Origin of the sequence: Microbacterium sp. Marseille-Q6648 (genome assembly GCF_943181415.1) — a bacterium.
In the GTDB taxonomy this organism is placed as follows: Bacteria; Actinomycetota; Actinomycetes; order Actinomycetales; family Microbacteriaceae; genus Microbacterium.
Genome location: NZ_CALPBZ010000001.1, coordinates 91597 through 116142, shown reverse-complemented (window position 1 = coordinate 116142; position 24546 = coordinate 91597). Strand labels below are relative to the sequence as shown.

16 protein-coding genes and 3 rRNA genes are annotated in these 24546 nt (G+C 67.6%); all 19 read right to left on the bottom strand.

The window, feature by feature from the left end; translation table 11 throughout:
• Nucleotides 1–9 precede the first annotated feature (9 nt).
• Nucleotides 10–1053 carry an HAD-IIA family hydrolase gene (locus tag NFR93_RS00550; RefSeq protein ID WP_251449342.1) on the bottom strand — a complete coding sequence of 348 codons (1044 nt, stop codon included), beginning with the start codon at nucleotides 1051–1053 and terminating at the stop codon, nucleotides 10–12.
• Nucleotides 1053–2108 (bottom strand): tetratricopeptide repeat protein, encoded by a 1056-nt coding sequence (locus NFR93_RS00545; RefSeq protein WP_251449340.1) that lies wholly within the window; start codon nucleotides 2106–2108, stop codon nucleotides 1053–1055. The genes NFR93_RS00550 and NFR93_RS00545 overlap by 1 nt, the downstream gene beginning before the upstream one ends.
• A gap of 359 nt (nucleotides 2109–2467) precedes the next feature.
• A 5S ribosomal RNA gene (gene rrf / locus NFR93_RS00540) occupies nucleotides 2468–2584 on the bottom strand.
• A 104-nt stretch (nucleotides 2585–2688) separates the two neighbouring features.
• Nucleotides 2689–5795, bottom strand: a 23S ribosomal RNA gene (locus NFR93_RS00535).
• A 425-nt stretch (nucleotides 5796–6220) separates the two neighbouring features.
• Nucleotides 6221–7743: ribosomal RNA gene (locus NFR93_RS00530) — 16S ribosomal RNA — on the bottom strand.
• Together the 16S, 23S and 5S rRNA genes form the textbook arrangement of a ribosomal RNA operon.
• Nucleotides 7744–8207: 464 nt before the next feature.
• Nucleotides 8208–9008, bottom strand: a complete 801-nt coding sequence (locus tag NFR93_RS00525) for a DUF4184 family protein (RefSeq protein ID WP_251449338.1) — start codon at nucleotides 9006–9008, stop codon at nucleotides 8208–8210.
• 21 nt (nucleotides 9009–9029) lie between these two features.
• On the bottom strand, nucleotides 9030–10343 hold the full coding sequence (tyrS, locus tag NFR93_RS00520; protein ID WP_251449336.1) for a tyrosine--tRNA ligase: 1314 nt from the start codon (nucleotides 10341–10343) through the stop codon (nucleotides 9030–9032).
• Between the two features lie 34 nt (nucleotides 10344–10377).
• Nucleotides 10378–11151: a hypothetical protein gene (locus tag NFR93_RS00515; protein WP_251449334.1), complete on the bottom strand. Its 774-nt coding sequence runs from the start codon at nucleotides 11149–11151 to the stop codon at nucleotides 10378–10380.
• Nucleotides 11148–11792 (bottom strand): SatD family protein, encoded by a 645-nt coding sequence (locus tag NFR93_RS00510; protein ID WP_251449332.1) that lies wholly within the window; start codon nucleotides 11790–11792, stop codon nucleotides 11148–11150. The genes NFR93_RS00515 and NFR93_RS00510 overlap by 4 nt, the downstream gene beginning before the upstream one ends.
• Nucleotides 11793–11864: 72 nt before the next feature.
• A complete protein-coding gene (gene argH / locus NFR93_RS00505) occupies nucleotides 11865–13295 on the bottom strand; it encodes an argininosuccinate lyase (RefSeq protein ID WP_251449330.1) in 1431 nt (476 codons plus the stop codon).
• A 9-nt stretch (nucleotides 13296–13304) separates the two neighbouring features.
• The gene (locus tag NFR93_RS00500) at nucleotides 13305–14408 is read right to left on the bottom strand and encodes a heparan-alpha-glucosaminide N-acetyltransferase domain-containing protein (protein WP_251449328.1); all 1104 of its coding nucleotides are present in this window, start codon (nucleotides 14406–14408) and stop codon (nucleotides 13305–13307) included.
• The gene (argF, locus tag NFR93_RS00495; protein ID WP_251449326.1) at nucleotides 14387–15310 is read right to left on the bottom strand and encodes an ornithine carbamoyltransferase; all 924 of its coding nucleotides are present in this window, start codon (nucleotides 15308–15310) and stop codon (nucleotides 14387–14389) included. Before argF ends, NFR93_RS00500 begins: the two co-directional genes overlap by 22 nt.
• Entirely contained in the window at nucleotides 15307–16521 is a 1215-nt protein-coding gene (locus NFR93_RS00490; RefSeq protein WP_251449324.1) for an acetylornithine transaminase, read from the bottom strand. The genes argF and NFR93_RS00490 overlap by 4 nt, the downstream gene beginning before the upstream one ends.
• Nucleotides 16518–17417, bottom strand: a complete 900-nt coding sequence (gene argB, locus NFR93_RS00485) for an acetylglutamate kinase (RefSeq protein ID WP_251449322.1) — start codon at nucleotides 17415–17417, stop codon at nucleotides 16518–16520. The genes NFR93_RS00490 and argB overlap by 4 nt, the downstream gene beginning before the upstream one ends.
• Nucleotides 17414–18571: a bifunctional glutamate N-acetyltransferase/amino-acid acetyltransferase ArgJ gene (argJ, locus tag NFR93_RS00480; RefSeq protein WP_251449320.1), complete on the bottom strand. Its 1158-nt coding sequence runs from the start codon at nucleotides 18569–18571 to the stop codon at nucleotides 17414–17416. The genes argB and argJ overlap by 4 nt, the downstream gene beginning before the upstream one ends.
• Nucleotides 18568–19614, bottom strand: a complete 1047-nt coding sequence (gene argC, locus NFR93_RS00475; protein ID WP_251449318.1) for an N-acetyl-gamma-glutamyl-phosphate reductase — start codon at nucleotides 19612–19614, stop codon at nucleotides 18568–18570. The genes argJ and argC overlap by 4 nt, the downstream gene beginning before the upstream one ends.
• Before the next feature lie 293 nt (nucleotides 19615–19907).
• Nucleotides 19908–20894 carry an NAD-dependent epimerase/dehydratase family protein gene (locus tag NFR93_RS00470; RefSeq protein WP_251449316.1) on the bottom strand — a complete coding sequence of 329 codons (987 nt, stop codon included), beginning with the start codon at nucleotides 20892–20894 and terminating at the stop codon, nucleotides 19908–19910.
• Between the two features lie 38 nt (nucleotides 20895–20932).
• Complete coding sequence (gene pheT / locus NFR93_RS00465; protein ID WP_251449314.1) at nucleotides 20933–23434, bottom strand: phenylalanine--tRNA ligase subunit beta; 2502 nt, start codon at nucleotides 23432–23434, stop codon at nucleotides 20933–20935.
• Nucleotides 23434–24474, bottom strand: coding sequence for a phenylalanine--tRNA ligase subunit alpha (pheS, locus tag NFR93_RS00460; protein ID WP_251449312.1), 1041 nt, complete (start codon nucleotides 24472–24474; stop codon nucleotides 23434–23436). Before pheS ends, pheT begins: the two co-directional genes overlap by 1 nt.
• Nucleotides 24475–24546: the final 72 nt, after the last annotated feature.

Here is a 24546-nt window from a genome sequence, read left to right as displayed (position 1 = left end):
GGGAGGGCCTCAGGGCCGGTGAAACGGGTCGGCGTAGAGGATCTCGGGCACCCGGAACCCGAAGATCGCGCGCCCGGTCTGCCAGATCGCCGCCGCAGCCGCGCGCAGGAGGTCGATCTGCGGCCCGGCGGCCGACAGGATCTCGATGTCCGCACCCGCGATGCGCACCGTGGACTCGCCCACCGTCACCGCGCCGTCGCGGACGATCGTGCGGGGATAGGGTTCGTGAAGATCTCTGAGGTCCCCGAGGATGAACGTCGGCTGCGAGCCGGCAGGGGCCGCCAGCACGTGCTTGGGCCGGTCGATGCCGGTCAGCACGAGCGCGGACGGCACGCCGGCGCGGTTGGCGCCGAGGATGTCGGTGTCGAGACGGTCACCGAGGAAGAGCGGCCGAGCGGCGCCGAAGCGCGCGACCGCCTCGTCGAAGATCGGCACCTCCGGCTTGCCCGCCACCGTGGCGAGTCGGCCGACAGCGGTGTGGACGGCGGAGACGAGCGTGCCGTTGCCCGGGGCGACACCGCGCGACTGGGGGATCGTCCAGTCGGTGTTCGTCGCGATCCAGGGGATGCCGCCCTCCTCCTCCGGCACGGCCAGGGCGTACGCCGCCTCGGCGAGCTGCGTCCATCCCACCTCGGGCGCGAAGCCCTGCACGACCGCCGCGGGCGCATCGTCGGCACTTCGGGTGACGGTGAAACCGGCCTTCTCCACCTCGACGACGAGTCCTTCGCCCCCAACGACGAGGATCGTCGACGCCGGCGCGACGCGGTCGGCGAGCAGCCGCATGGCGGCCTGCGGGCTGGTCACGACGTCGGTCGGTCGTGTGTCGAGGCCGAGCCCGGACAGATGCTGCGCCACGGCGGCATCCGTTCGGGAGGCGTTGTTGGTGATGTAGCCCAGGCGACGGCCGTCGTCGCGGGCGCGGGTGAGACTTTCGACCGCGTGAGGAATGGCGCCCGAACCGGCGTAGACCACCCCGTCGAGGTCAGCCAGCACCACGTCGATGCCGTCCAGCGGCGTCGACTGCTGCTCCGCGCGCCGCGAGAAGAGCCCCATCAGGCCTCGTCCCGGGTCGCGTCGTCCTGTTCCGAGTGCTCCTCGTCGGAGACGTCGGGCGACTGATCGTCCACCGGAGCCGTCGCGGCCGGATCGGGCATGGGCTCGTCGTCGACGTCGTCGATCTCGTCGATCTCGTCGATCTCGTCGATCTCGTCGATCGTGATGGTCTCGAGATCGCCGAGACCGGATGCGGCGTCCAGCGCGTCGGCGGCGATGACGGCGCGCTGGTGCCAGCGGTCCGCCTCGTCGGTGCGCCCGAGTTCCTCGAGCACGGCTGCGCGGGCGGCGAAGAGGGCCGGGCTCCATTCGAAGGCGCGATCAGGATCGAGTTCGGGGATGTCCAGCTCGAGCAGAGCGCGTTCGGCGTCGCCGAGGTCGAGACGAGCGCCCGACATGGCGATCGCGAGTTCGACGCGCACCGGCGCGGGCAGGTCTTCTCTCGAGACGGAGCGGCCGACTTCGAGCGCCCGATCGGGACGTCCGACGCCGCGCTCGCTGTCGACCATGAGCGCGATCTGATCGTCCTTGCCCGATATACGGCGGTAGGTGCGCAGTTCGCGCAGCGCCAGGGCGAAGTCGCCGATCGCGTACGCGGTGATGGCGAGGGTCTCACGCACGATCGCGATACGGCCAGCGCGGCGTGACGCGGCCAGGGCGTGCCGGTGGGCGAGCTCCGGGTCCTCGTCGATCAGCTCGGATGCCATCGCGAGATGGCGGGCCACCTCGTCGGCGTTCTCCTTGCTGAGGGTTTTCAGCTCGTTGCGTGCCCCGGTGTTCAGGTCGTGGGGCGTGATCTCCTCGGGGATCGGCGGGTCATCGTGCCGCGGCCGGTCGGGTCGGGCTTCGCCGGGACGCACGGCACGGTCAGGACGACCCGCGCCGGCGCGCGTCGGCCGCGCGGACCGAGCACCCGCTCCCTCGCGAGGTGTGTACGGCTTGCGGTCGCCGTCGCGCTTCACATACGGCTTACGCTCACCGTCACGGGGTGCGTAGGGCTTCCGGTCGCCGCCCTCGCGAGGTGTGTACGGCTTGCGGTCGCCGTCGCGCTTCACGTACGGCTTACGCTCACCGTCACGGGGTGCGTAAGGCTTCCGGTCGCCGTCGCGCTTCACGTACGGCTTACGCTCACCGTCACGGGGCGCGTAAGGCTTCCGGTCACCGTCGCGCTTCACGTACGGCTTACGCTCACCGTCACGGGGTGCGTAGGGCTTCCGGTCACCATCGCGCTTCGCATAGGGCTTCTTGCCGGGTGCGCCGCTGCGCCGATCGGACGAAGCGCGCGAGGAGCCTTCCTCGTCACGAGGGTTCTGCTCTGCCATGGCTTCGATCCTCTCGTCCGCGACCGGGGCGCGCAATCGTCGGGTTAACGTGAAAGGGCCACCCAGCGTTGGGTGGCCCTTTCATGAAAGAAGTCCGGCGGTGTCCTACTCTCCCACAGGGTCCCCCCTGCAGTACCATCGGCGCTGAGAGGCTTAGCTTCCGGGTTCGGAATGTGACCGGGCGTTTCCCTCTCGCTATGGCCGCCGAAACACTATTGATGTTTCAATCAGTCACACGACAAGTATGTTGTTGTGTGTGTTCTCGACCGTACATCGAGAACCACTCAGTGGACGCAAGCACCAGAAACGGTGTGTTATCAAGTCATCGGCTTATTAGTACCAGTCAGCTGCACGCATTGCTGCGCTTCCACATCTGGCCTATCAACCCAGTAGTCTGGCTGGGAGCCTCTCACCCGAAGGTATGGAAGTCTCATCTTGAGGCCGGCTTCCCGCTTAGATGCTTTCAGCGGTTATCCATCCCGAACGTAGCTAATCAGCGGTGCTCCTGGCGGAACAACTGACACACCAGAGGTTCGTCCAACCCGGTCCTCTCGTACTAGGGTCAGATCCTCTCAAACTTCCTACGCGCGCAGCGGATAGGGACCGAACTGTCTCACGACGTTCTAAACCCAGCTCGCGTACCGCTTTAATGGGCGAACAGCCCAACCCTTGGGACCTACTCCAGCCCCAGGATGCGACGAGCCGACATCGAGGTGCCAAACCATGCCGTCGATATGGACTCTTGGGCAAGATCAGCCTGTTATCCCCGAGGTACCTTTTATCCGTTGAGCGACAGCGCTTCCACAAGCCACTGCCGGATCACTAGTCCCGACTTTCGTCCCTGCTCGACCTGTCAGTCTCACAGTCAAGCTCCCTTGTGCACTTACACTCGCCACCTGATTGCCAACCAGGTTGAGGGAACCTTTGGGCGCCTCCGTTACTTTTTGGGAGGCAACCGCCCCAGTTAAACTACCCACCAGGCACTGTCCCTGAACCGGATTACGGTTCGAAGTTAGATATCCAGAGTGACCAGAGTGGTATTTCAACAATGACTCCACGAATACTGGCGTATCCGCTTCAAAGTCTCCCACCTATCCTACACAAGCCACACCGAACACCAATACCAAGCTGTAGTAAAGGTCACGGGGTCTTTCCGTCCTGCTGCGCGTAACGAGCATCTTTACTCGTAATGCAATTTCGCCGAGTTCGCGGTTGAGACAGTTGGGAAGTCGTTACGCCATTCGTGCAGGTCGGAACTTACCCGACAAGGAATTTCGCTACCTTAGGATGGTTATAGTTACCACCGCCGTTTACTGGGGCTTAAATTCTCAGCTTCGCCTTGCGGCTAACCGGTCCTCTTAACCTTCCAGCACCGGGCAGGCGTCAGTCCGTATACATCGTCTTGCGACTTGGCACGGACCTGTGTTTTTAGTAAACAGTCGCTACCCACTAGTCTCTGCGGCCTCCAAACGCTTTCGGAGCAAGTCCTAATACGCCGAAGGCCCCCCTTCTCCCGAAGTTACGGGGGCATTTTGCCGAGTTCCTTAACCACGATTCTCTCGATCTCCTTGGTATTCTCTACCTGACCACCTGAGTCGGTTTGGGGTACGGGCGGCTTGAACCTCGCGTCGATGCTTTTCTTGGCAGCATAGGATCACCCACTTTTCATCCGCATCGTGTCTCAGCCTGTATGAGTCACGGATTTGCCTATGACTCGGCCTACGCACTTGCCCCGGGACTACCATCGCCCGGGTTGGGCTACCTTCCTGCGTCACACCTGTTAATACGCTAGCCGCACCAGCATGGGGTCGAGCGTTCGCCAGGACGCCTTCACCCCGAAGGGATCCGTGCATTCCTGGTTAGGACTCTTAGCACCACTGGATTAGCTTGGGCGGTTCTTCGCCGGTACGGGAATATCAACCCGTTGTCCATCGACTACGCCTGTCGGCCTCGCCTTAGGTCCCGACTTACCCAGGGAAGATTAGCTTGACCCTGGAACCCTTGGTCTTTCGGAGGACGTGTTTCTCACACGTCTTTCGCTACTCATGCCTGCATTCTCACTCGTGTAGCGTCCACGGCTGGTTCACACCGCCGCTTCACTCGCCACACGACGCTCTCCTACCCATCAACACGGCTGGACCACGAAGGCCTACCAATAATGTCAATGCCACAACTTCGGTGGCGTGCTTGAGCCCCGTTACATTGTCGGCGCGGAATCACTTGACCAGTGAGCTATTACGCACTCTTTCAAGGGTGGCTGCTTCTAAGCCAACCTCCTGGTTGTCTAAGCAACTCCACATCCTTTCCCACTTAGCACGCGCTTAGGGACCTTAGTTGGTGGTCTGGGTTGTTTCCCTCTCGACTATGAAGCTTATCCCCCACAGTCTCACTGCTGCGCTCTCACTTACCGGCATTCGGAGTTTGGCTGACGTCAGTAACCTTGTAGGGCCCATCGGCCATCCAGTAGCTCTACCTCCGGCAAGAAACACGCAACGCTGCACCTAAATGCATTTCGGAGAGAACCAGCTATCACGAAGTTTGATTGGCCTTTCACCCCTATCCACAGCTCATCCCCTCAGTTTTCAACCTAAGTGGGTTCGGCCCTCCACGACGTCTTACCGTCGCTTCAGCCTGGCCATGGATAGATCACTTCGCTTCGGGTCTAGGACACGCGACTGAATCGCCCTATTCAGACTCGCTTTCGCTACGGCTACCCCACACGGGTTAACCTCGCCACGTATCGCTAACTCGCAGGCTCATTCTTCAAAAGGCACGCTGTCACCCCTACTAAGGAGGCTCCAACGGTTTGTAAGCAAACGGTTTCAGGTACTATTTCACTCCCCTCCCGGGGTACTTTTCACCTTTCCCTCACGGTACTTGTCCGCTATCGGTCATCTGGGAGTATTTAGGCTTATCAGGTGGTCCTGACAGATTCACACGGGATTTCTCGGGCCCCGTGCTACTTGGGATACTCTCCACGCTGCGTCCGACATTTCGGTTACGGGGCTGGCACCCACTCTGGCCGGCCTTTCAAGACCGTTCACCTATATCGACGCATCACGTTCACTGCTCGGCAGAACAGTACGGAAAGTCCCGCAACCCCCAACATGCAACTCCTGCCGGATATCACACACACTGGGTTTAGCCTGATCCGCGTTCGCTCGCCACTACTGACGGAATCACTGTTGTTTTCTCTTCCTGTGGGTACTGAGATGTTTCACTTCCCCACGTTCCCTCTACCCGCCCTATATATTCAGGCGGGAGTCACCAGGCACGCACGCGCCCTGGCGGGGTTTCCCCATTCGGAAATCCTCGGATCAAAGTGTGCTTATCCACTCCCCGAGGCTTATCGCAGATTGCTACGTCCTTCTTCGGCTCCAGATGCCAAGGCATCCACCGTTTGCTCTTAAAGACTTGAAATCACATGAGTTTTCATCAAGAAACAAGCCAGGCACAAAGCCTGACCAGAAATTGACTAATGATCTTTAAGATCATCAATATGAACCAGTCCGAAGACCGGTCCAAAAGATGCTCGCGTCCACTGTGTAGTTCTCAAAGTACGGGCGGTACCCACCCCGCAACCAGCAAAAGCCGGAAAACAAGGATGGGCCCAGAGGTTCGTCAAGCCCGAATCCGAAGACCCGAACCATCCGGTCCCTCAGGACCCAACAGCGTGCATGTGCAAGATCAGAACAACCCCACCCTTCCAGCTGCAAGCAGCGTACTAAGTGAAGAAACCCATCCCTCGCACCCCATCAAATGTTCCACCCATGAGCTAACCAGCAGCACACATTCGGTGCTGACCTGGCGCCTGGACACCCCAAGAGGTGCCAGATGCTCCTTAGAAAGGAGGTGATCCAGCCGCACCTTCCGGTACGGCTACCTTGTTACGACTTAGTCCTAATTACCGATCCCACCTTCGACGGCTCCCTCCACAAGGGTTGGGCCACCGGCTTCAGGTGTTACCGACTTTCATGACTTGACGGGCGGTGTGTACAAGACCCGGGAACGTATTCACCGCAGCGTTGCTGATCTGCGATTACTAGCGACTCCGACTTCATGAGGTCGAGTTGCAGACCTCAATCCGAACTGGGACCGGCTTTTTGGGATTCGCTCCACCTCGCGGTATTGCAGCCCTTTGTACCGGCCATTGTAGCATGCGTGAAGCCCAAGACATAAGGGGCATGATGATTTGACGTCATCCCCACCTTCCTCCGAGTTGACCCCGGCAGTATCCCATGAGTTCCCACCATTACGTGCTGGCAACATAGAACGAGGGTTGCGCTCGTTGCGGGACTTAACCCAACATCTCACGACACGAGCTGACGACAACCATGCACCACCTGTTCACGAGTGTCCAAAGAGTTCTACATTTCTGCAGCGTTCTCGTGTATGTCAAGCCTTGGTAAGGTTCTTCGCGTTGCATCGAATTAATCCGCATGCTCCGCCGCTTGTGCGGGTCCCCGTCAATTCCTTTGAGTTTTAGCCTTGCGGCCGTACTCCCCAGGCGGGGAACTTAATGCGTTAGCTGCGTCACGGAATCCGTGGAAAGGACCCCACAACTAGTTCCCAACGTTTACGGGGTGGACTACCAGGGTATCTAAGCCTGTTTGCTCCCCACCCTTTCGCTCCTCAGCGTCAGTTACGGCCCAGAGATCTGCCTTCGCCATCGGTGTTCCTCCTGATATCTGCGCATTCCACCGCTACACCAGGAATTCCAATCTCCCCTACCGCACTCTAGTCTGCCCGTACCCACTGCAGGCCCGAGGTTGAGCCTCGGGTTTTCACAGCAGACGCGACAGACCGCCTACGAGCTCTTTACGCCCAATAATTCCGGATAACGCTTGCGCCCTACGTATTACCGCGGCTGCTGGCACGTAGTTAGCCGGCGCTTTTTCTGCAAGTACCGTCACTTTCGCTTCTTCCTTGCTAAAAGAGGTTTACAACCCGAAGGCCGTCATCCCTCACGCGGCGTTGCTGCATCAGGCTTCCGCCCATTGTGCAATATTCCCCACTGCTGCCTCCCGTAGGAGTCTGGGCCGTGTCTCAGTCCCAGTGTGGCCGGTCACCCTCTCAGGCCGGCTACCCGTCGACGCCTTGGTGAGCCATTACCTCACCAACAAGCTGATAGGCCGCGAGCCCATCCCAGACCGAAAAATCTTTCCAGACACTAACCATGCGGTTGCGTCTCGTATCCAGTATTAGACGCCGTTTCCAGCGCTTATCCCAGAGTCCGGGGCAGGTTGCTCACGTGTTACTCACCCGTTCGCCACTGATCCACCCAGCAAGCTGGGCTTCACCGTTCGACTTGCATGTGTTAAGCACGCCGCCAGCGTTCATCCTGAGCCAGGATCAAACTCTCCGTAAAAAACGATTGCCACCAACCACCGGAATAAGGCGCGAAGGCAGCGAGTTCAACCTGACCAAAAACGAATGTCACTGACATCCATAAATTGATCCAAAGGAATCTCAACCCAGCCGAAGCTGGACGAGGTTATTTGGCATTTGACAAGTGCACGCTGTTGAGTTCTCAAGGATCGGACGCTCCCCCCAACCAGCCTCACGACCAGCCCAGGAGGGCAACTTCACTATCTTATCCCCATCGTTCCGTCTGTCAAATCGACAGCCGGGATCTTCAGATCGCCGGCAGCAGTCGATGACCACGGTCCACGAGGTGGGGGATCCTCATCATAGCCCCCGCAGACGCGAATCTGCCAGGCCTACTGTGTGGGGATCTGTTCTCCACTTGAGGTTGCGGGGCCCTTGGCCTCTCCGCTCTCCCTTTGGGGCGAACAACAAGAACATTACGCGGCGTCGGCGGAGCCCGCCAAATCAGCCGCGCAGCCCGGGCGTGTCGCGCCTCGCGGAACGTCGCCGGAGCTGCACGGCGACGCAGAGCACCACGGTGGCGGCGCCCCACACAGCGCACGCCGGAGGCAGCACCCGGTAGGCCAGATGGGCGATGGTGAAGCTCTCGTCGAGCGGGCCCATCGCCGCCAGCCCACCGGCCCACGCCACCGTCAGGACGAGCGGCAGCGAAGCCCACCATGCCAGCCGGGCTCCCCCGCCGAGGATCTCGAACGCCCGCGGAGCCGGATCGCGCTGCGCGAGCCAGCGGATACCCCACACCGCCAGGATCCCCAGCCCGATCACGCTCGACCCGTGCTGGAGCCATTTCAGCCCCGGAAGGGGCCCCCACTGCTGCTGCAGGGCGGGAAGGGCTTCGACCCCCCACCTGCCCTCGTGCGTGAAGAGGTCCCACACGACGTGCGTGACGACACCGAGCGTCAGCGAGGCCGGCAGCGCCCACCACGCTGCTCCGGTGACCGTCTCGCGCCACCCCTCGGCAGCACCTCGATCCCATTGCGGCGGGAGGCGGTCCGAGAGTGTCCGCGGAGCCAGCTCCCGCACGGCGGGTCGCAGCACGCATCGCCACAGGACGAGCAGACCGAAGGCGACGATGAGGGTCGCCGGAAGCCACACCAGGTCATGCGAGATGCCGTAATGGAACGGCGTGCCGCGTACGAACAGCGGCAGGTCCGGGGTCATCGCCCCGACGGCGATCGCGGCGGGAACCAGCGGAGTGCGCACGAACGGCAACGCCACCACGGCGTGGCTGAGTGTGAACGGCACGCGCGGCCCGGATCGGCGAGGTCAGCGACCCGCGGGGAGGACGACGAGTCCGGCGAGGGTCTTCTTGCCCCGACGCAGCACCGACACCCCGCCTGGCAAGGTCCCGGTCACCGTCACGGCATCGTCGTCGACTCGATCGCCGTCGAGGGTCACTCCCCCTTGCGCGATCGCGCGGCGCGCCTCGCTGAGACTCGCCACGAGACCCGTCTGGACGAGCGCCTGGACGACGGGCGTGCCCGTCTCGACAGCCGCGCCCGGGAGTTCCTCCAGAGCAGAGCGGAGCGTCGCGGCATCCAGCGTCGACAGATCGCCCTGACCGAAGAGCGCGTCCGAGGCGGCGATCACCGCGGATGCCGCGTCCGCACCGTGCACGAACGTCGTGACCTCGAGGGCCAGACGCTTCTGCGCGGCACGACGGAAGGGCTCGTCCTGCACGAGACGCTCGTACTCCTCGATCTCGGCACGCGTGAGGAAGGTGAAGACCTTCAGACGCGAGATGACGTCCGCGTCGTCGGTGTTGAGCCAGAACTGGTACATCCGGTACGGACTGCACATCGCGGCATCCAGCCAGATGGCGTTGCCCTCGCTCTTGCCGAACTTCGTCCCGTCGCTGTTGGTGATCAGCGGGGTGCCGATCGCGTGCACGTGGACACCCTCGACGCGATGGATCAGATCCGTGCCGCTGGTGAGGTTGCCCCACTGGTCGCTGCCGCCGGTCTGGAGCACGCAGCCGTACTGGCGGTGCAGCTCGAGGTAGTCCATGCCCTGCAGGATCTGGTAGCTGAACTCGGTGTAGCTGATGCCCGCCTCGGAATTCAGGCGTGCCGCGACGGCATCCTTCTTGAGCATCGTGCCGACGCGGTAATGCTTGCCGATCTCGCGGAGGAAGTCGATGGCGCTCAGCGGAGCCGTCCAGTCGAGGTTGTTCACGATGCGCGCGGCGCTGTCGCCGTCGAAGCTCAGGAACCGCTCCACCTGCGACCGCAGGTAGCCCACCCACTCGGTCACCGTCTCCTTGGTGTTGAGGGTGCGCTCGGCGGAGGGTCGGGGATCGCCGATGAGACCGGTCGAACCGCCGACCAGCCCCAGGGGGCGGTGCCCGGCCAGCTGCAGGCGCCGCATGAGGAGCAGCTGCACGAGGTTTCCGAGGTGCAGGCTCGGCGCGGTCGGATCGAAGCCGCAGTAGTACGTGATCGGGTCCCCGGCAAGGAGCGCGCGGAGCGCCTCGGTATCGGTGGACACATGCACGAGCCCACGCCACACGATCTCGTCCCAGACGTTCTCGAACGTCGGGTCGTTGGCGGGCGCGGTCGCGCTCACGACGGTTTCAGACACGCGTTTCAGGCTATCAGCGGCGCCCGCGCCCGACTCACGCGATGGACAGCGACCACCACACCAGCGCGGCGGCGGACAGCGCGACGACCCAGCTGACCATGCTGCCGATGAGGAAGTACTCCGCACTGTCGCCGTGGGCGCTGTCGCGGGAGATCTCGGGGAAGCGGACGATGCCCTTGGCCGCGAGGAAGGCCGCCACCAGGGTGTATGCCGACAGCAGCGTGAGCGCGAACACCAGGATGCGCTCGAGCGGCCCGATCAGGCGCCCTCCCTTGAGAGCCGGGCGTTCGTCGAGCGGTTGCGGTTCGGCCGGCTGCTCCCCAACGCGGCTCGGGGACGTGGAAACCGCGACGGTCACCCCGGACGGGTCGCCCGGTGCAGCGCGCTCGGAGTTGAGCGCGATGCGCACGATGACGTTGGCGGACTCCATGAGGAACACCACCGCCCCGCACACGAGCACCGCCGCGTCGAAGGAGAGCTCGCCGGCGGGCGTGGGGAAGCGCCAGACACCCCCGATCGGCCCGGTCTGCTCGCGGGGCGGGATGCTCATCACCGCGAGTGCGCACAGGACGCCGATCCCGAGGGCCGGCCAGAAACCCGCGCGCACGCGTCGATCGCTGGGAACCGACCAGATCCAGGCGCTCGCCGCCAGCAGGGCGACCGCGGTCTCGATGATGGCCCCCGCGGCGATGCCGAGCGCGACCGTCGCCGCGCCCACCACGACGTAGCCCGCCCAGCGCCGGGCGAGGAACGCGCGCACCAGATCGAGACCGCCGATCGTGAGGAGGGTGAGGCCGGCGAGGATCACGCGCGCCCTCCGCTCAGTGCGACATAGCCCTCGACGAGCGCGGCCGACCCGGCAGTGCTCATGGCCTGCGACACCGCCGACTGGGTGACGCCTTCTTCGCGGGCGAGATCGCTCTGCCTGCGGCCGAGGCATCGCCCGTACGTCAGCCGGCGCGCGCGGTCGCTCATCGCGGTGACGAGCTGGTCTCTCGACAGGGCGTAGGCGTTGGCCATCTCGACGGGGGATCGCATACCGGCATCCTCGCCGGGGGCGGCGACAATCCACGTCCGTGCGCCCGGCGCGGCGCGCTGCTGCATGGCGGTCAGCGCGTTGACGGCATCCCGGGCAGCCCACCACCCCGGCCCGTCCGCGAGTGTCGCCCCGTCGTACGGAACGTCGGAGATCGCGCCGATACCGACCCCGAACCGGCATTCGAGGCCTGCCGGAAGCGCCAGCCGCAGAAGCAGCAAGGAGCAGAGCGCGTCTTCGAGCGTGCGGTAGATTCCCTGCAGCTCGTCGCCGACGGTGGCGCGCAGCCGGGAGACCGCGAGTGGTCGGTCCGTCTCGACGCGGGCGATCGCGTCATCGAGGTCGCGTTGAGCGGCGCCACGGTCCGGGAGGCGTCGCGATCCGATGATGTCGGCGATGACCGCTATAGGCATGCGATCAGTATAGCGCTTATTCTCCAGCGAAATAAGCTCTGGACTGATTATCCACGATGATAAGCCGAATGCTCATAGTCCGAGCGTGTGTGCCACGCGCTGCACCCGCGCGATCAGCTCGGCCCGCTGCTCTTCGACCCGTACGGGTGCCGTCCCACCGACTCCGGCCCGCGCCGCCACGGACCCCTCGACCGTCAGCACCTCGCGCACCTCGGGCGTCAGATCCGAAGAGATGGCCGCGAGGGCCGCATCGTCGAGTTCGTGCAGCTCGATGCCGCGCTCCTCGCAGGCGCGCACGACGCGACCCGACACCTCGTGGGCATCCCGGAAGGGAACGCCGCGCTTGACCAGCCATTCCGCGACGTCGGTCGCCAGGGAGAAACCCTGGGGTGCGAGAGCGGCCATCCGGTCGGTGTGGAAGCGCATGGTCGCCACCATGCCCGCGAACGCGGGGAGGACGACCTCGAGCGTACGGACGGAGTCGAAGACCGGCTCCTTGTCTTCCTGCAGGTCGCGGTTGTAGGCCAGCGGCAGGCCTTTCAGCGTCGTGAGCAGGCCGGTGAGGTTGCCGATGAGTCGTCCGGACTTGCCGCGTGCGAGCTCGGCGATGTCGGGGTTCTTCTTCTGCGGCATGATGCTCGACCCGGTGGAGTAGCCGTCGTCGAGGGTGACGAAGGCGAACTCGCGCGTGTTCCAGAGGATGATCTCCTCGGCGAACCGCGACAGGTCGACGCCGATCATCGCGGTGACGAACGCGAACTCCGCCACGACGTCGCGGGCCGACGTCCCGTCGAGCGAGTTCTCCGCCGGGCGCGCGAGACCGAGCTCGTCGGCCACGAGCTGAGGATCGAGTCCCAGCGTCGAGCCGGCGAGTGCGCCGCCGCCGTACGGTGACACGGAGGCCCGTGCGGACCAGTCCCGCAGCCGCTCCAGGTCCCGGACGAGCGGCCATGCGTGCGCGAGCAGATGGTGGGCCAGCAGCACCGGCTGAGCGTGCTGGAGGTGGGTGCGGCCCGGCATGATCGCGCCGGGATGCGCTTCGGCCTGCGCCACGACGGCGTCGACCAGGCGGAGAATCTCGCGGGCGATGGTGCGCGAATGGTCGAGGAGGTACATCCGCACCAGGGTCGCGATCTGATCGTTCCGGCTGCGACCCGCGCGCAGCTTCCCGCCGAGCTCCGGCCCCACCTCGGCGATGAGCGCCTGCTCCAGCGCGCCGTGGACGTCCTCGTCCGCCGGCCCCGGCCGCAGCGATCCGTCCCGCACGGCGCGGGCCAGGGCGTCGAGGCCGTCGTGCATCGACGCCTCCTCGGCGGCGCTGAGATAGCCGGCCGCCGCGAGGGCCTTGGCGTGGGCGTGCGACCCGGCGAGGTCGTACAGCGCCAGATCCCAGTCGAAGTGGGTGGACCGGCTCAGCGCCGCCAGTTCGGGCGACGGTCCCGTCGCGAAACGGGCGCCCCACAGCGCGCCCTCGTTGGTGCCGTCGCGCTTCGCATCACTCACCGCACCAGCCTAGCGAGGGCGGACCACGACCCGCGCGAGCCCCTCGATGCCGCGCTCGAGGGGCCCCCTTCCGAGGACGAGGGCCCACAGTGTGCAGCCCGCGAGGATCCCCAGCGTCATCGGCCAGAAGGGCTGTGCCTCGCGGAAGCCGGCGAGATCGCCCGGCGCGCCGAGCGCGGCGGCCGCGATCGCCCACACCACGATCTGCGAGGCGTACGCCGTCAACGGCATCGACCCCGCGGCCCGCAGGGGCAGGAGGATCCTTCCCACGATGCCGCCGCCGTCGTCGCCGCGGCACAGCAGCACGCACGCGGCGATGATCGCGACCGCGAGTCCGCCCGAGCCCCACACCTCCAGCAGACCGCTGGAGTGCGGCTCGGCCGTCCACACCCGCACCCCATCGTCGTCACCGGATGCCGCCCCCGACGCCCGCGCGCCGGTCGCGGCATCCAGCGCGAACGCGATACCGCTCACGAGCGCGCCGCCGAGGAGGGCCGCGACCAGCACGGGCGTGCGATCGAGCCCCGAGCGTGCCAGCGCGAGCCCGGCGACGACGAACGCGATCCAGACCTCGAACGGGTAGTGCCAGCCGATGAGCAGCGACACGTCGCCGCCGAGCGGGGTCTGCCAGCCCGGCCACGAGGCGGCGAACGCGTGCACGAAGGGCATCACGGCCGAGAGCCCCCCGGCGAGGATCCACAGCGGCCGGGCGGTGAGACCCACCAGCGGCACGGCGAGGGCGAACATCACGGCGTACGCCGGAAGGATCACGTACACCGGCACGCCGAGCAGCATGAGCGCGAGCCCGACGATCCACAGCGCCGCCGCGCGCACGAGCAGTCGTCCCTGCAGGATGCCGCGCCGCGGCGCCGCGACCGGTCGCCGTCCGCCGGTGAGCAGACCGATCGACACCCCGGCGAGCGTGGCGAACAGGATCGAGGAGTTCCCGTTCACCACGCCGTCCCACGTGGACGCATCGGTCGGATCGACCGCGTCGTCGGTCACCAGGAGGTGGGCGGCCAGCATCCCGATCACGGCGAGGCCCCGTGCCAGGTCCGCCCCGGCGATGCGGCCGGGAGCGTCGAGCCGGCTCAGCCCTGGCGCAACAGCCACACCAGCAGCGCCTTCTGCGCGTGCAGGCGGTTCTCGGCTTCGTCCCACACCACGCTCTGGGGGCCGTCGATGACCTCGGCGTCGACCTCGTAGCCACGGTCGGCGGGGAGGCAGTGGATGAAGATCGCGTCGTCCTGGGCGAGGCCCATGAGCTCCTGGGTCACCTTGTAGGCGCCGAGGTCCCGGAGGCGCGCGAGCTTCTCCTCCTCTTTGCCCATGGACACCCACGTGTCGGTGACGATGACATCCGCCCCGGCGGCGGCTTCGTTGGCGTCGGTGTACAGCGCCACCGACCCGCCCGTCTCGGCAGCACGCCGGTCCGCATCGGCGATGACGTCCTCGCGCGGTGCGTAGTCCTCGGGTGAGGCCACACGCACGTGCATACCTGCGGTGACGCCGGCGAGCACGTACGAGTGGGCCATGTTGGACTTGCCGTCGCCGAAGAACGCCAGCGTCAGCCCTGCCAGATCGCCCTTGTGCTCCTTGATCGTGAGCAGGTCGGCCAGCAGCTGACACGGATGGAAGTCGTCGCTCAGCGCGTTGACCACCGGGACCCGGGTGTCGCGCGCCATCTCCTCCAGCCCCGCCTGCGCGTACGTGCGCCACACGATCGCGGCGACCTGCCGCTCCAGGACGCGGGCGGTGTCGGACGGGGTCTCCTTGCCGCCCAGCTGGCTGTTGGCGGTGGAGATGATGAGCGGGGACCCGCCGAGGTCGGCGATGCCCACCGCGAACGAGACGCGCGTGCGCGTGGAGGACTTGTCGAAGATCACCGCGACGGTCTGCGGGCCCTCGAGAGGCTTCAGCTTCCAGCGGTCCTTCTTCAGAGCGACGGCGAGATCCAGGATCTCGGCCTGCTCGTCCGCGGTCAGGTCGTCGTCGCGAAGCAGGTGGCGGGTCATGCGGACACCTCCGAGGGTGCATCGAGGACGAGGGCGTCCTCCACAGTGTGCAGCGCGGCGGCGAACAGCTGCAGGAACTCGTCGATCTCGACGTCGCCGATGGTGAGGGCGGGAACCAGACGGATCGTGTCGTCGTTGGGCGCGTTGATCACCAGCCCGTGCTCGAGCGCGGCCGCGACGACGGCCTTGGCGACCGGATGCCGCAGCGCCACCCCGATGAGCAGACCCTGGCCGCGGCATCCGCTCACCAGTGTCGAATCGAGTCGCATGATCGCCTCGCGCAGCTGCGTACCGCGCTCTGCGGCGTTGTCGACCAGACCCCCGCGCTCGATCTCGGCCAGCACCGCCCCGGCCACGGCGGTGCCGAGAGGGTTTCCGCCGAAGGTCGAGCCGTGGGTACCGGGGTAGAACAGGTCGCCGGCCGCGCCGAAGGTGATGAGCGCGCCGATGGGGAAGCCGCCGCCGATCCCCTTGGCGACCGTGATCGCGTCGGGCGTGATGCCGGCGTGCTGGAAGGCGAACCACTCCCCCGTCCGGCCGGCGCCGGTCTGGATCTCGTCGACGATCAGCAGGGCACCGTGGCGTTCGGTGAGCTCGCGCGCGGCCCGCAGGTAGCCCTCGGGGAGGTCGATGACGCCGGCTTCTCCCTTGATGGGCTCGAGGAAGAGTGCGGCGACGCGGTCGTCGAGGGCTGCGTCGAGGGCCTCGACGGTGGTGTCGATGAACTCGACGCCGCCGACCATGGGCAGGAACGGCTCCTGCATCCATGGCTTGCCGGTGAGGGCGAGCGTGCCCATGGTGCGGCCGTGGAACGCGTCCTTCAGCGAGAGGATGCGGGGGCGGTCGGCCCCGCCGTGCAGTCGCGCGAGTTTGAACGCGGCCTCATTCGCCTCGGCCCCCGAGTTGCCGAAGTACACCCGGCCGTCCGGTCCCGTGCCCGCAAGGCGCTTCAGCCGCGAGGCGAGCTCGAGCTGCGGCGGGGTCGCGAAGTAGTTCGAGACGTGCGACAGCGTCGACGCCTGGCGCGTGATCGCCTCGACGAACGCGGGGTGCGCGTGGCCGAGCGAGTTCACCGCGATCCCGGCGAGGAAATCGAGGTAGCGCTTGCCGTCGGCATCCCACACGTACGCACCCTCGCCGCGGACGAACATCGCCATCCGATCGCCGAAGCTGCGCACCAGGTCCCGGCCTGCGTCGTCCTGCCAGCTCATCCCTGCACCACCTCTGTTCCGATTCCCTTGCTGGTGAAGATCTCCACGAGCACCGAGTGCGGCACACGGCCGTCGATGATCGCCGCGGTGTCGACCCCGCCCTCGACCGCCTCGAGGCACGCGGCCATCTTCGGGATCATCCCCGACTCGAGCCGGGGAAGCATCTCGCGCAGCTGCGTCGACGTCAGATGCGACACCAGCGAGGTGCGGTCGGGCCAGTCGGCGTACAGGCCCGGCACGTCGGTGAGGACGACGAGTTTGGAGGCCTTGAGCGCGACGGCGAGAGCGGCGGCAGCGGCATCCGCATTCACGTTCAGCGAATGCCCGGTGTGGTCGAGGTCGGGGGCGATGCTCGAGACGACCGGCACCCGGCCCGCCGCGAGCTGGTCGAGAACCGGCTGCGGGTCGACCTCGACGACATCGCCGACGCGACCGAGGTCGTGCTCGACGCCGTCGACGACGACGCCGCGCCGGCGACCACCGAACAGGCCGGCGTCCTCGCCGCTGAGACCCGTCGCCAGCGGACCGTGGGCGTTGATCTTGGCGACCAGCTGCGGGTTGATCTGGCCGGTCAGCACCATGCGCACCACCGAGATCGCCTCGGTGGAGGTGACCCGATACCCGCCTTTGAACTCGCTCGGGATGGCGAGGCGATCGAGCATCGACGAGATCTGCGGTCCGCCGCCGTGCACGACGACCGGCTTGACCCCGACGTAGCGGAGGTAGGCGATATCGGCGGCGAAGGCGTCCTGGAGCTCCTCGCTGACCATGGCATTGCCGCCGTACTTGATGACCACCACCTGGTCGCGGAAGCGGCGCACCCACGGCAACGACTCGATGAGGGTCTCGGCCTGGGCGCTGGCGGCGGCGGGATCGGTGTCCTGGATATCGGTCATGACGAGTAGGCGCTGTTCTCGTGGACGTAGTCGTGGGTGAGGTCGTTGGTGAAGATGGTGGCCGACTCGGCGCCGACCCTCAGGTCGATGAGCACGCTCGTCGCCCGCGGGGTGAGGTCGACCTCTTCGCGGGGCCGGTCCGGCCCGCCCGCGGTGCACACGCGCACGCCGTTCATCCATACATCCACGTCGTACGGGTCGAACGCGGCGCCGGTGGTGCCGATCGCGGCGAGCACGCGCCCCCAGTTGGGGTCGTTGCCGAAGATCGCCGCTTTGAAGAGGTTGTTGCGGGCGACCGAGCGTCCGACCTCGACGGCGTCGTCCTCGGTCGCGGCGCCGCGCACCTCGATCGTGATGTCGTGGCTCGCCCCCTCGGCATCGGACTGGAGCTGCACGGCGAGGTCCGTGCAGACCCCGATCAGCGCGCGGCGGAAGGCGTCGGGATCGGGCGTCACCCCCGAGGCGCCGCTGACCAGCAGCGACACCTGGTCGTTGGTCGACATGCAGCCGTCGGAGTCGAGACGGTCGAAGCTCACCCGGGTCGCGCCACGCAGGTGGGCATCGGCCTCGTCGACGGAGAGGACGGCATCGGTGGTGAGGACGACGAGCATGGTGGCAAGTCCGGGCGCCAGCATCCCGGCGCCTTTGGCCATGCCGCCGATCTTCCAGCCGTCGCCGTCGTGGACGCTGGTCTTCGGTACGGAGTCGGTGGTCATGATGGCCAGGGATGCCGCCTCGCCGCCTTCTGCGGACAGCTCGGCGATCCCGCGCTCGGTGCCCTCGAGGACCTTGCCACGGAAGACCTCGTCACCGGTGCCGATCAGGCCGGTCGAGCACACCAGGATGTCGCCGGCGCTGACCGCGAGCAGCTCGGCGGCCTTCTCGGCCGTCTGATGCGTGGTCTGGAAGCCGAAGGGTCCGGTGAAGCAGTTCGCGCCGCCGGAGTTGAGGACGATCGCCTCGACGGTGCCGTCGTGCATGACCTGCTGCGACCACAGGATCGGGTTGGCCTTGGCCCGGTTGCTCGTGAAGACGGCGGCGGCGACCTTCAGCGGACCGCGGTTGACGACGACGGCCACGTCGGGCTTGCCGGTGGATTTCAGGCCCACGGCGACGCCGGCCGCCTCGAAGCCCTGAGGGGCGGTGACGCTCACGGGGCGACTCCGTTCACGGTGAGGCCGGTGCCTTCGGGAAGACCCAGCGCGATGTTCATGGATTGGATGGCGGCGCCGGCGGTGCCCTTGACGAGGTTGTCGACCGCGGTGACGACGACGACGCGGCCCGCGGCCCGGTCGACCGCGAGTCCCATGAGCGCCGTGTTCGCGCCGAGGACGTCCGCCGTGCGGGGGAACTGCCCGGCCGGAAGAAGCTGGACGAAGGTCTCGTCGCCGTACGCCGCCTCCCATGCACCGCGGATCTCGGCATCCGTCGCGTCTCCGGCGATCGGGGCCGTGGACGTCGCGAGGATGCCCCGCGCCATGGGGACCAGGACGGGGGTGAACGAGATGCGCACGTCTCCGGTGGCTCCGGCGGCGACGAGAGCCTGACGGATCTCGGGGATGTGACGATGGCTGCCGCCCACCGCGTACGGGTTCGCGGTGCCGAGGATCTCGCTGGCCAGGAGGTTGGTCTTGAGGCTCTTGCCGGCCCCGCTCGGCCCGACGGCGAGCACGCTGACGATGTCGCCGGGGTCGATGACGCCCGCGGCGACGCCGGGCGCGAGGCTGAGACTCACCGTCGAGGCGTTGCAGCCCGGAGCGGCGATGCGGCGCGTGCCGACGAGGTTCGCGCGCTGCGTCCCGCCGGCGGTGGGGAGCTCGGGCACGCCGTAGGTCCACGGGTCGTGGAAGGCGCCGCCGTAGAACGCCGCCCACGCGTCGGACGACGTCAGCCGGTGGTCGGCGCCGGCGTCGATGACGAGCGGGGTGTCGCCGAGCGCCTCGGTGTACTGTCCCGACTGGCCGTGCGGAAGCGCCAGGAAGACGACGTCGTGACCCGACAGGATCTCGGGCGTGGTGTCCTGCAGCGTCAGGTGCGCGAGCGAGCGCAGGTGCGGCTGGTGTTCGATGAGCGGCTGACCGGCGTTGGAGTGCGCGGTGACGGTGCGGATCTCGACGTCGGGATGACCGGCGAGGATCCGCAGGATCTCACCGCCCGCATAGCCGGATGCGCCGGAGACGGCGACCGAATAGGTCATGGGTTCCACCTTAGAGTCTGGGTGTTCGGGCCGGAGACGGCGACGCCCGCGCGACGGCCCTCGACGGACCCGCAGGGTCGCCTAGAGTCGGCGCCCGCCCAGACGGCGTCGGCGCACGGGAACGGAGCTCGGAGCGAGCTGCGCAGGACCCTGATTCGCCGACGGCATGCGCCGACGATAGCCGTGCGGTTGCGGCATCCGCAAATCGTCACCCGCCCCCACGGGTGCCCAGATCACGTGTTCTCACCCAGCGCACACGCTGCGCGCGCGAGCAACACGTGCTCTCGGCCAGATCACGTGATCCGGGCGCCGAGGGCGGCGATGATCGCGAGCTCGTCCGCGCGAGCGAGTCCGGCACGGCGCTCGCGTTCGAGCCCGCGGGCCCGTTCGTCGGCGAGGACCTCGGCGAGGGTGGTCTCGAGCGGCCGGGTGCGGCCACCGGCTCGCCGATACCGCTCGCCGAGGCGGGTGGCGAATCCGGTCATCTCGGACGGGATCCACAGCGGCAGAGACCGCGGCCCCGCCCAGTAGGCGACGTCGTGCGCGAGCAGATCGGCATCGGATGCCGCGACGACGGCGCCGGTGTGTCCCGCGACGCGTCGCGCGTCGTCGATGACGTCACGCAGCGGCGTCGACGGACCGACGGCGTCGACCTCGCCCACCCACCCGCGGCCACCGGCACCCACGACGAAGTCGGTCAGATCGGCGACGTCGATGACCTGGGATCGGCGATCGCCCGCCGGCACCAGCACCGGCCCCTCGCCGGCGAGGGCGAATCGCGCGACCCAGTAGCCGAAGCGATCGGTCGGGTCGCCGTCGCCGACGATGAGGCCCGGTCGAATCACCGCCGCTCGATCGGCGAGGGCTTCGTGCACCGCATCCTCGGCGGCCGCTTTGGCCCGGGGGTATTCCGCGGCCTCGCCGGGGGCCGCCGGAGCGACCAGCTCGGCGCTCTCGTCGTCGCCGACGCGGTCGGCCGCGGCGTACACCGAGACCGAGGAGACGTAGGTCCAGTGCCGCGTCCTCCCGGCGAGCATCGCGAGGGCCCCCGCGACGTGCGCCGGCTCGGACGACACGTCGACCACCTCGTCCCACTCGCCCGTCGCGAGCACGTCGTACGCACGGGGGTCGTCGCGGTCGGCGATGTGCAGGGCCGCACCCGCAGGTGCCGGCCGCGACCCGCGTCCGACGCACGTCACGCGGGCGCCCCGCCGCAGCCATTCCGCGGCGACGCGGCCGCTGACCCATCCCGTTCCGCCGAGCACGAGCACATCCGTCATGCGCCCAGTCTGCCCGCGCGCCGGCGCCGCGGCGCTGCTTACTCGCGCAGGGTGGCGCCGAAACGCTCCTGCGCGACGGCGACGCCGGCGAACTTGGCGTCCGAGGCCTCCGCGGCGGTGAGCGTGCGGTCGTCGGCGCGGAAGCGCAGCGCGAAGGTGAGGCTCTTCGCGCCGTCCGGCAGACCCGTCCCGCGGTAGTCGTCGACGAGCCGCAGCGACTCCAGCAGCGGGCCGGCGCCGTCTCGCAGCGCCGCGCGCACCTCGGCGGCCGGCACGGCGGCGTCGACGACGAGCGAGACGTCCTGCGTGGCGGCCGGGAATCCCGAGAGGGATGCCGCGACGACCCGGTCTCCGGCCAGCGCGAGCAGCCGGTCGAGGTCGAGCTCGGCCACGACGACACGGCCCGGGAGGTCCGCAGCCTCGGCGACGGCGGGCAGCAGCTCGCCGACGTAGCCGACCTCTTCGCCGGCGACCGTGATCACGCCGGTGCGTCCCGGGTGCAGCGCGGCGCGCCGCCCCTGGACGACGTCGACGGCGACGCCGGCCGCCGAAGCGATCGTGCGGACGGCGTCGAGGGCGTCGGCGACATCGGCGGCCTCGGCGGGCTGGCCGGGCTGCTTGGCGACGCGGTTGCCGGTCAGCAGCACGGCGACGTGGCGCGGCTGGGGCGGGATGGCGTCGTCGAGCTCGGCCAGGGTCGCGGCATCCGGACGCACCGCCAGCGGCGGCACGAACGGCGTGCCGTACGACACGCCCGGCTCCGGCAGGAAGACCGCGCCGGTCTCGAACAGGGCGAGGTCGGTGAGGCCGCGTGAGACGTTGCGGTGAGAGACCTGCAGCATCCCGGGGATCAGCGAGCGGCGCAGGAACGGCGCCTGGCCGTCGAGCGGATTGGCGAGCTTGACGCTGGGCAGATGGTCGCCGGAGGCGGAGCCGTGCAGGTCGTTCTGCTGTTCGGTGGTGAACGGGAACGACGGCGTCTCGACGAAGCCCGCCGCGGCGAGCGCGTTCGCCACCCGACGGCGACCGTGCTGGGCGGCGGTGAATCCGCGGCCCGACGGCGGCACCGGCAGCACCGAGGGCACCTTGTCGAGCCCGTCGATGCGCGCCACCTCTTCGGCGAGCGTCCACTTGTCGGTGAGGTCGGGGCGCCATGTCGGGGCGGTCACGCGCCACACGTCGCCGGCGGGGTCGACGTCGCAGCCGATCATCTCCAGCGCGCCGCGCACCTGCGCCGCGCTGTAGTCCACGCCGATCAGCTTCGCGACGAACCCTGCGGGCAGGTCGATGACCGTGCGGCGCACCTCGGTGCCGAGCGATCCTCCGAAGGCGTCGTCGCTCGTGCCGCCGGCGTACTGCACCATCAGGTCGGCCACGCGTCGAGCGGCGACGAACGGGATCGCCGGGTCGACGCCGCGCTCGAAGCGGCGGGATGCCTCGCTCGGCAGTCGGTGACGGCGGGCGGTGCGGGCGATCGAGACGGTGTCGAAGATCGCCGCCTCGATGAGGACGTTGCGCGTGGCGGCGCTCATCTCGGTCGGGCCCCCGCCCATGACGCCCGCGAGGCCGATGGGTCCGGACCCGTCGGTGATGAGCAGGTCGTCGGTGTGCAGGGTGCGGACCTTGCCGTCGAGGGTCTCGAGCTTCTCGCCGGCGACGGCACGACGCACGGTGATGCCCCCGGTGAGCGTGTCGAGGTCGTACCCGTGGATCGGGTTGCCGAGCTCGAGCATCACGTAGTTGGTGATGTCGATGAGGATGCCGAGCGATCGGATGCCGGCCAGCGCCAGTCGCGCGGTCATCCACGCGGGGGTGGGCTTGCCCGGGTCGACGTCGCGCACGACCCGCACGACGAACTCGCTCGCCCCGACCCGGCCTCGGATCGGCGCGACGTCGTCGACGACGACCGGGAAGCCGGTTCCGGCCGCGACGTCGGCCGTCGGACGCAGGCCCGGGTCGCGGAACGCCGCGCCGGTGGCGTGGGAGTACTCCCGTGCGATGCCGCGGATCGAGAGCGCGTAGCCGCGGTCGGGGGTGACGTTCACGTCGACGGCGACGTCGTCCAGGCCCAGCAGCGCGATCGCGTCGGTGCCCACCGGGGCGTCGATGCCGAGCTCGACCAGCCGCAGGATGCCGCTGTGCTCGTCGCCGAGTCCCAGTTCCTTGGCCGACGCGATCATGCCGTCCGAGACGTGACCGTACGTCTTGCGGGCCGCGATCGGGAACGGCCCCGGCAGCACGGCGCCGGGGAGGGTCACCACGACCTTGTCGCCGGCGAAGAAGTTGCGCGCGCCGCACACGACGCCGCGGGACTCGCCCTCGCCCACGTCGACCTGGCACCACCGGATGGTCTTGCCGTTGGACTGCGGCTCCTCGACGAAGCTCACGACCTCGCCGACGACGATCGGGCCGGTCAGGTCGAAGTGGTGGACGTCCTCCTCTTCGAAGCCGACAGACACCAGCGCCGCGAGGACGTCCTCGGGCGTGGCGCCCTCGGGGACGTCGACGAACTCACGCAGCCACGAAAGCGGGACGCGCATCAGACCACCAATCCGAACTGCTCGCTGAAGCGCACATCGCCCTCGGCCATGTCGCGCATGTCCTGCACGTCCGAGCGGAACATCAGCGTCCGCTCGATCCCCATCCCGAAGGCGAAGCCCGAGTACTCCTCGGGATCGATCCCCGCCGCGCGCAGCACGTTCGGGTTCACCATTCCGCATCCGCCCCACTCGATCCAGCGCGCGCCCCCCTTGAAGGTGGGGTGCCAGAGGTCGAGTTCGGCCGACGGCTCGGTGAAGGGGAAGAAGTTGGTCCGGAACCGCGTCTTGGCCTCGGCGCCGAAGAGAGCCCGGGCGACGTGATCGAGTGTGCCCTTGAGGTGGGCCATCGTGATGCCCTTGTCGATGACGAGGCCCTCGAACTGGCTGAACACGGGCAGGTGGGTCGCGTCGAACTCGTCGGTGCGATAGGCCCGGCCCGGGCAGACGATGTAGATCGGCAGGTCGCGCTCCAGCATCGAACGCACCTGCACCGGGCTGGTGTGCGTGCGCATCACCAGGTGTCGCGCGACCGGGTCGACGTAGAACGTGTCCTGCATCTGCCGCGCCGGGTGGTCCTCGTCGAGGTTCAGGGCGTCGAAGTTGAACCACTCGTGCTCGAGCTCGGGCCCTTCCGCGACCTCCCAGCCCATGCCGGTGAAGATGTCGCCGATCTGGTCTTGCAGCAGGGTGAGCGGATGCCGCGCCCCCACCCTCGCGCGCTGGGCGAGCGCGGTGATGTCGACCCGCTCCGCCTCGAGCTTGGCGGCCGTCTCGGCTGCGGCGAGCGCCTCCTCCCGTGCGGCGAGCGCCTGGTTCACCTCAGCGCGGGCCTGCCCGACGAGCTTGCCGAATTCCGCCTTGCGCTCCTTCGGCACGTCGCGCATGCGGGCGTTCAGAGCCGCCAGGGGCGAGCCCTCGGCGGTGTGGGCGGAGCGGACGGCCTTGAGAGCGGCGGTGTCGCCCGCGCCGGCGATCGCCGCGAGGGCGTCGGCGACGGCCGCGGAGACCGCGTCGGGGGTGATTTCGGGAGCGTCGGACACGAGAGTCGAGTCTACCGATGCCGCATGACGCCGCCTGTCGGCGAATGACGTCCGCTTTTGCGTTCGACGGCC

Bases quoted from the DNA above. Each gene is read 5' to 3' on its own strand.
- NFR93_RS00550 (WP_251449342.1), bottom strand. From the start codon at position 1,053: ATGGGGCTCTTCTCGCGGCGCGCGGAGCAGCAGTCGACGCCGCTGGAC.
- NFR93_RS00510 (WP_251449332.1), bottom strand. From the start codon at position 11,792: ATGCCTATAGCGGTCATCGCCGACATCATCGGATCGCGACGCCTCCCG.
- argF (WP_251449326.1), bottom strand. From the start codon at position 15,310: ATGACCCGCCACCTGCTTCGCGACGACGACCTGACCGCGGACGAGCAG.
- NFR93_RS00490 (WP_251449324.1), bottom strand. From the start codon at position 16,521: ATGAGCTGGCAGGACGACGCAGGCCGGGACCTGGTGCGCAGCTTCGGC.
- argB (WP_251449322.1), bottom strand. From the start codon at position 17,417: ATGACCGATATCCAGGACACCGATCCCGCCGCCGCCAGCGCCCAGGCC.
- argC (WP_251449318.1), bottom strand. From the start codon at position 19,614: ATGACCTATTCGGTCGCCGTCTCCGGCGCATCCGGCTATGCGGGCGGT.
- NFR93_RS00470 (WP_251449316.1), bottom strand. From the start codon at position 20,894: ATGACGGATGTGCTCGTGCTCGGCGGAACGGGATGGGTCAGCGGCCGC.
- pheT (WP_251449314.1), bottom strand. From the start codon at position 23,434: ATGCGCGTCCCGCTTTCGTGGCTGCGTGAGTTCGTCGACGTCCCCGAG.